This window comes from Arthrobacter sp. CG_A4, from assembly GCF_035985125.1.
In the GTDB taxonomy this organism is placed as follows: Bacteria; Actinomycetota; Actinomycetes; order Actinomycetales; family Micrococcaceae; genus Arthrobacter.
The window spans coordinates 1-6,765 of sequence record NZ_JAXCID010000076.1 but is presented as its reverse complement, the minus strand read 5'-3'; the positions used below and the strand labels follow the sequence as shown (position 1 = coordinate 6,765).

The window sequence follows — 6,765 nt, the reverse complement described above, 5'->3', positions numbered from 1 at the left end:
ATCACCAGCACCCCGACCATCGCGTTCGCCTACGACTACGACCCCTACGGCGTCCCGACCCTCACCGCCGACTCCGGCGGCCTCGGCACCACCCAAAACCCCTACACCTTCAAAGCCGGCATCCAGGACCGGACCACCGGCTGGGTCAAATACGGCCAACGCTGGTACAACCCCACCACCGGACGCTGGACCCAACAAGACACCCTCGACGCACCCCTGAACCCCGGCAACGCCAACCGCTACGCCTACGCCGCCAACGACCCCATCAACAACTCAGACCCCCTCGGTTTATACAACTGGAATGACGCGTTGGGCGATATAACGGGAGGTCTTGTCACCGCCGTGTTCACGCTGGCTGGTGCATCGGGTGGACCAGCCACGGCGGTCGCTGGTGCGATTATAGGAGGATGCCTCGGAGCGGTTGTAGCCGAGGGAACTACAAACGCGCTGAACGGTGTGAACTCGTCGATAGGCGACGTGGGATTCGCCTGCCTAGTAGGCGGCGGCACCGCAGGATTCGGCGGATAGGAGCGGGAAATGCAAACCAAGTGGAGGACTCTCCCCTACCTTCTGCTGCTGACAACAGCGCTCATCTTTCTCGCAATTGGTATCTGGGCGGGTTTCGAACCTTGGGTTACCGCAATCTTGGTCGCCGTGCCAATAGTGGTGATGCTTGTCCTCAGTGCGTTGGCGATGCGCAGTCACGACACCAAGGACAAGGATTCGCAGGTAGTTTCACGCAATGCCGTGTCCGAAGGGGAAACAGTAGTCGAAGTTCCGCTTGCAGAGCTTCCAGCGGCCGTGGAGCGCGCGCTGGCCAGCAACCGCCGGTTCCGCCTCCGGAATGTCTCCCGCCAAGGCGCAGAAATACGAGCGTCCTGGACGCTGAAGACATGGGGGGAGGACATCTCGCTCACGTTCGAGGATGTTGACGGGCGATTTTCTCGAGTCAGGGGCGTGTGCGTGCCGGTCTACGGGCCCACGATCATCGATTACGGACAAGGGGCCTCCGATCTGAGCCACATATTTCGCGAGATCAAGAGGGAAGCCGGGCCGATGAAGGCAACGGATTCCGGAGGCGCGTAGACGTGCGCTACTCGTATGTCGGATTTACTGCCCAAGCCCCGTTGATGGCGCCCCTACGCCGGGGCCTCCCAGACCGAGGTGCTCTCCCAGACCACCCCGAACGGGACCTACAAAATCACCTACGGCCGCACCGACGCCCAGGGCCAGCCCGTCATCGAGCAGTACAAGAAAGACACCCTCACCGCCTACGTCGAACACGACCCGGTCACCGGGGAAGCCCTGATGCTGCGCACCAACTCCGGGATGCAGTCCCTCTACATCTACGACGGCACCGGCAACCCCGCCGCGCTGATCACCAGCACCCCGACCATCGCATTCGGCTACGACTACGACCCGTACGGGGTCCCGACCCTCACCACCAACTCCGGCGGACTAGGCACCACCCAGAACCCCTACACCTTCAAAGCCGGCATCCAGGACCGCGTCACCGGCTGGGTCAAATACGGCCAACGCTGGTACAACCCCACCACCGGACGCTGGACCCAACAAGACACCCTCGACACACCCCTGAACCCCGCCAACGCCAACCGCTACGCCTACGCCGCCAACGACCCCATCAACAACTCAGATCCCAGCGGCACTTACGCCCTGTTTAGCGACTCGTACTGGCAGTGCGTCGGCGGAGTCATCCTGGCCGACACGAAGGAAGGTCTATTCTGGGGCGCGATAGGGGGCGGCATCGCCGGAGGTTTTATAGGCGGCGTCGGGGCATTTCCTGGGGCTGTAATCGGCGCCCTAGGCGTGAGCTGCTGCGAGGATTTCGGACAGCGGAATTGATGGTTTCTTCTACGCTGCCAGGGCTGGCTGTTGATAACCATAGTGGACTTCGTTGGGCCGTCGGTAATCGAGCGCGGAGTGTCGGCGCCGACTGTTGTAAAACCCCTCGATGTAGCGGATGACGTCGCTGCGGGCTTGTGATTTGGTCGCGTAAACGGTCCGGTAGACGCGCTCGTTCTTGAGCATCGAGAAGAACGATTCGGCCATGCTGTTGTCCCAGCACACGCCCGTGCGTCCCATCGATGAGCGCATGCCAAGGCCGGTCACCAAGGCCCGAAACGCGGCCGAGGTATAGACGCTGCCGCGGTCTGAGTGCCAGATCGCGTCAGGTTCGATCAGGGTCGTCGCGGCGGCGTTGTTGAGGGCGTCGGCGACGAGTTCGGTGCGCATGTGATCGGCGATCGACCAGCCGACGACCTTCTTCGAGTAGCAGTCGATGACGGTGGCCAGATAGATGAACCCTTGCCAGGTGTGGATGTAGGTAATGTCGCCGACGAACTTCACCCCGGGGCGAGTGGCGGTGAAGTCACGTTTGACGAGGTCAGGCATGCTGGCCGCGGCCAAGGCGTCGGCCTCGGTGGTCACCCGGAATGGCCGCGGCTGGCAGGCCACCAAGCCCTCCTGGCGCATGACCTGCCGCACCAGTTCGGGCGAACATTCAGTCTGTTCCGCCGCGAGGTCCGCGTGGATACGCCGGTACCCGTAGGTGCCATCGGACTCCTCGAAATAGTGCTGGATCCGCGCTATCAGTGCCTTCCGGCGAGTGGCAGTCGCCGATTGAGGGCGCGTCAGCCAGTGGTAGAAACCGGACGTCGAGACGCCCAACCAGCGGCACATCTTCACGACCGAATTCGGGTTGGCGGGCTCAGTTCTTTGGGAGTCAATATATTCGTACTTGCTCACTACCGCTGCTCCCGCGCGAAGTAAGCGGCCGCTTTTTTCAGGAACAGCGTCTCCGCGCGCAGCTCCTGATTTTCCCTCTCGAGCTCCTTCAAACGGGCCCGTTCCGGCAACGTCAGCTCCGTCTCGGTGCCGCCGTTGGCCTCGCGGTATTTGTTCAGCCAGTTACGGAGGGTCTCGGCCTATCACGAACAACGGAACAGTATCCGGCGCTAAGGGTTCGTTAATCGGGCCGGCAATATCCAACACGTGGACTGGCGCCGCCAACAGGGTTGTCTTGGAAGCCATACGTTATGAGGCACTTTGGTTACGCGACAGATTTGCCATCTCGCTCCCTGGCGTTTCTTGCGTGAGGAGCAAGGAGACGGGATCCACTACCGGCTCAGGACTTTTGGCTAGTCGCGGGAGGTGCTTCGGGCGGGCGTCTCGATGCTCCTCAAAGCCGCGTCGAGCTCGCTCATGATCTGTGCCAGTCGGCTACTCGCCTGTGGAGGGGCTGGGTAACGACGAAGTACGTCGAGCAACCTCGGGGTCGCGCGATCGCACGCTGTCCTGATGGATCTGGAGGCAACTGTGGTGTCGCCCCCAGCGTGGAGCTCGTCGATCAAGGCGGCGCACGCTGACGAACGGAGGATGTGGCCGACTTGGGTCGGTTTCGCGATCGGATGCAGGTACGCGGCCGCCGCCGCGTCACCGCACGCTTGCGCGGCCAGGCGACCGGTCTCGCTCGTGACTTCCTTCGCTGCCCGATGCGCCGCGACCGCCGTCGTGCGCTGCGAATTGGTTCGCGGAGCGCCGTCCGCAAAAGCCAGCGCGGCGTCGAGAGCAGCGCGAGGGCGAGGATCCCCAGACGAGACGACTGTGAAATCTGTCAGCACCAGTTGGGCGCTTTGCGCTGCGAAGCGAGCGACAGCGCGCAGCTCATCCAACGTCAGATCGAAGTCTCCTTTTGTGTGGCTCACCATCCAATTGTCTCAGTGCTGTGCGTGCCGGAACGATAGGCTTGGGTTCCGTACCTCGCGACCCTTCGACTGCAGGAAGGTCCCGCTTGGCGGGGATGTCTCAGGCTTGACCTTTCTCGCGGGCCGTCACGGTGCTGGGAAGTTCCTCGGCGTACTCCCTCAGGGCCCTCTGGTAGCCGTCGAGGGTAGGAATCAGCGCGAGGAGCGCGGTGCGGAGTGCGTCCCGTACCGGCCGTCGTCGAACAGGGCTATGGCGAGGAAGGCCTGTCGGGCCGATTCATCGTCACCAGCGGATAGGGCTTCCCGGGGCCGGGGCATCTCAAGTGTCAATGCCGCTTCGAAGACACGGGACCCATTCGGCCGGCAATCAACGGCGCCATACGCCCCGAACGTGAGCGGGGGCCGCTAGCGCCGGATCCTGTTCCATTGTTCGTGACGGGCCGGGTAGTCGGTGAGCCCGAGGATCTCGGTGGCGTTGACGACCCACGCGTCGTTGCGTTCGTCCCCTCCCTGGTCGAGTTCGGGCTGCCAGTACTTTTTGTCGTTGATCCAGCCGACCATGTGGGCTTTGGGCACCGGTACCGGGTAGGACACCGTGAACTGGACCCCTAAGGATGAGAGGTGGTGCAGGAATTTCCGGGATGCCCCGGCGCTGTCGGTCCGGACCAGCACCTTCTCACCAATGAGCTCTCCCTGCTGGTCGTAGAAGTCGTCGGGGAGCTGTTCGATGGCCTGGGTGAAGACCTTGATGTGGTCCTCGGCCCTGTTGGCCCCGGCATTACCCGGACGCATCACCGCGGCCGGGATCTCCCCGGTCCCGTTGCCCGCGCCATAGTCGACGCTGGCGATGAAGGGGGCGAAGCCGTACCCGCCCTTGTACGTGCCGACAGCCTGTTCCTTGTCGCTGTGGGAGGTCACGAGGGTGGCATCGAGATCGATGACCAGCGGCTCCAGCGCTGTCGCCTTCAACGCCGGGTTCCGGTCCCCGGCCGATTCCCACACCCGTGAACGTAATTTCCGCGTCAACGTGGAGATGCCGTAGCCGAAGAGATCCGGGTTGGTCACGGTCCGCTCAAAGAACAGCGAGATCGTCGCGTTCGAAGCAATCTTTCCGAAAACACCGGAACCGGTCCGCAGGATGTCCAGATCAGAGACGTGTTCCCCGCCGCCAGCGAGCATGACCGCCAACGAGCCTAGGATCGTGCCCGGACCGGTGCCGGGCCCCGGAAGGGACGAACTGGCCTAAACGGTCCTCGCACAAGCCCCGGAACCCGAGCGCGTCAACAGAAGACGTCACTACGTTCAGCCCCGCATGGGAGACCAGCAACTGCTCCGTCGTGGCGACAGGAAGGGACGGGAAAACTCCGGAAATCTGGGACATCAGAAAGGTGCTTCTTTCAGCCGGTGGAACAGTGCGTCAATAACACTATTTTCCCAGCTCAGGCGAGTTCTAGCGGTCGTTGCAACACCCCCGACAGGCCCCACCCTCATGAACCCCGGGCTAACACTCCGCAGCAGCCCAGAGCTCATGCAGGTGGCGCAACATTCGAGGACAGCCTGAATTCGCTCCATAGGGGGTAGTGGTCCGAGATCCGCCAGGAGATCTCGTTCCGGGTCAGCCCGGTCATGATGTGGGGGATGAAGTCGAAGGACCCGGCTTTTTGCGAGTAGGTCATGTCCTGCAGGAGCGATGTGCCGTCCGGCTCGGAGAACCAGGCGATCTGGTCGTAGAAGTGCTGGGTGTTGTCATCGTCGAAGATGGTCCGCGGGACGTTGTTCAGTTCTGTCGGGGGCCAGAGCCCTGTGGTGATGAAGGCCTCGTAGAGGGGGTCACCGATACGGTCCAAGTTGAAGTCCCCAAGGACCATGAGGTTCTTGTTCCAGTCGTTGGTGCGGTCGGCCCAGGCCCGCATCCACTGGGCAAAGGCGGTTACTTCCGGGAGCCGTTCGGCGGCGTTCTTGCCCCACAGCACGTGCACGGAGGCCAGGGTGAACTCGATCCCGGCTCTGCTGAAACCTGCGACGTAGGGTGTGCGCGCAAACTGGCGCTGGGGATATTCCCCGACGGGCGGGAGTACGATCTCCCCGACCAGCCCGGAGGGCTGGACCCTGTCGCCGCGGTACAGGAACGCGAGACGCTCACCGTTTCCAGCTGCGCCCTCGGTCACGTCCGAGGCGATGACCCGCCAGTTCGGGCCGAGACGCTCGAGCAGGAATTTCAGGGCCTGAGTGCTGCGCCGGATCTCCTGCAGCGCGACGACGTCAAAACGGGAGACGACCTCGGCGATGCACGCCACGGCATGCCAGTCGCGCATAGGCGAATCCTTCGCCACCGCCAGCCACTTCTGTGTCAGGTCCCCGAATGCCCGCACATTCCAGGTAGCAACCAGCAGATTCGACGCTGTCCTCGGCGGAATGACGGCATCCAGAGCCGCACTAAGCCGGCTGAGATCTTCGCTGACTACGTCGGGAGCAGCTGTCATGGGTCCATCGAATCACGAATGATAAGCAAAAGGTACAGCGCTCAGATGCTGGAGCGGACGCCTGGGAAAAGAAGCTACTTGGCGCAAATCAAGGGTCTCCGCAGAATGAAGGGGGGCTCCAGCTTCCAACTGGAAGCCTTGGCCCTTATTCTGGGAGGCGCCATGACCGGACGGGCTGCTGGACGGAGAAGCCGGCGGATGGTCGAGGCCCATTGACATGGCGCATCAAGGTGAGGATCGTCATTGCTACCTGGTCTACCTCTTCAGACCCCAGCTGAAATCAGGGTACGGATGGGCAACGACGGCTATGGAGACCTTCAGGTAGATCTGCTTGGGTCATGGCAACTTCGCCGGGACACGGGCCTTGTGCACGTTGCAGCACGCCAGCAACGGCTGATTGCTGCGTTGGCGATCCGGGGGCCGAGCCTCCGAAGCTATCTCGTCGGTCTGTTGTGGCCCGAGTATCCCGAGACCAGGGCACTGGAAAGCCTGCGCGTCAGCGTGCATTTGATCTCGAGGCAGCTACCTGGTCTGGTGGTCAATGACGGGACGGTGCT

General features: G+C 62.6%; 5 protein-coding genes and 3 pseudogenes. 4 read left to right on the top strand and 4 right to left on the bottom strand.

What is annotated here, in order from left to right:
• The 3 genes from RCH07_RS18770 to RCH07_RS18760 form a co-directional block, all read left to right on the top strand.
• Nucleotides 1-528 (top strand): RHS repeat-associated core domain-containing protein (locus RCH07_RS18770; protein ID WP_326969006.1); only part of this gene is annotated, 528 nt, incomplete at its 5' end.
• Nucleotides 529-537: 9 nt separating this feature from the next.
• On the top strand, nucleotides 538-1,086 hold the full coding sequence (locus RCH07_RS18765) for a hypothetical protein (RefSeq protein ID WP_326969005.1): 549 nt from the start codon (nucleotides 538-540) through the stop codon (nucleotides 1,084-1,086).
• A 78-nt stretch (nucleotides 1,087-1,164) separates the two neighbouring features.
• Nucleotides 1,165-1,863 carry an RHS repeat-associated core domain-containing protein gene (locus RCH07_RS18760; protein ID WP_326969003.1) on the top strand — a complete coding sequence of 233 codons (699 nt, stop codon included), beginning with the start codon at nucleotides 1,165-1,167 and terminating at the stop codon, nucleotides 1,861-1,863.
• Nucleotides 1,864-1,872: 9 nt separating this feature from the next.
• Here RCH07_RS18760 and RCH07_RS18755 read toward each other — a convergent pair.
• From RCH07_RS18755 to RCH07_RS18740, 4 genes and pseudogenes are all read right to left on the bottom strand, one after another.
• Nucleotides 1,873-2,942 (bottom strand): annotated as a pseudogene (locus RCH07_RS18755) (IS3 family transposase); the annotation flags it as partial.
• A 216-nt stretch (nucleotides 2,943-3,158) separates the two neighbouring features.
• The gene (locus RCH07_RS18750; protein ID WP_326969002.1) at nucleotides 3,159-3,725 is read right to left on the bottom strand and encodes a putative immunity protein; all 567 of its coding nucleotides are present in this window, start codon (nucleotides 3,723-3,725) and stop codon (nucleotides 3,159-3,161) included.
• 441 nt (nucleotides 3,726-4,166) lie between these two features.
• Nucleotides 4,167-5,106: pseudogene (locus tag RCH07_RS18745) on the bottom strand (transposase); the annotation flags it as partial.
• 145 nt (nucleotides 5,107-5,251) lie between these two features.
• Nucleotides 5,252-6,208 carry an endonuclease/exonuclease/phosphatase family protein gene (locus RCH07_RS18740; protein ID WP_326969001.1) on the bottom strand — a complete coding sequence of 319 codons (957 nt, stop codon included), beginning with the start codon at nucleotides 6,206-6,208 and terminating at the stop codon, nucleotides 5,252-5,254.
• Between the two features lie 291 nt (nucleotides 6,209-6,499).
• Between RCH07_RS18740 and RCH07_RS18735 the strand changes: the two are divergent.
• A pseudogene (locus RCH07_RS18735) lies at nucleotides 6,500-6,765 on the top strand (AfsR/SARP family transcriptional regulator); the annotation flags it as partial.

Bases quoted from the DNA above. Each gene is read 5' to 3' on its own strand.
- RCH07_RS18765 (WP_326969005.1), top strand. From the start codon at position 538: ATGCAAACCAAGTGGAGGACTCTCCCCTACCTTCTGCTGCTGACAACA.
- RCH07_RS18740 (WP_326969001.1), bottom strand. From the start codon at position 6,208: ATGACAGCTGCTCCCGACGTAGTCAGCGAAGATCTCAGCCGGCTTAGT.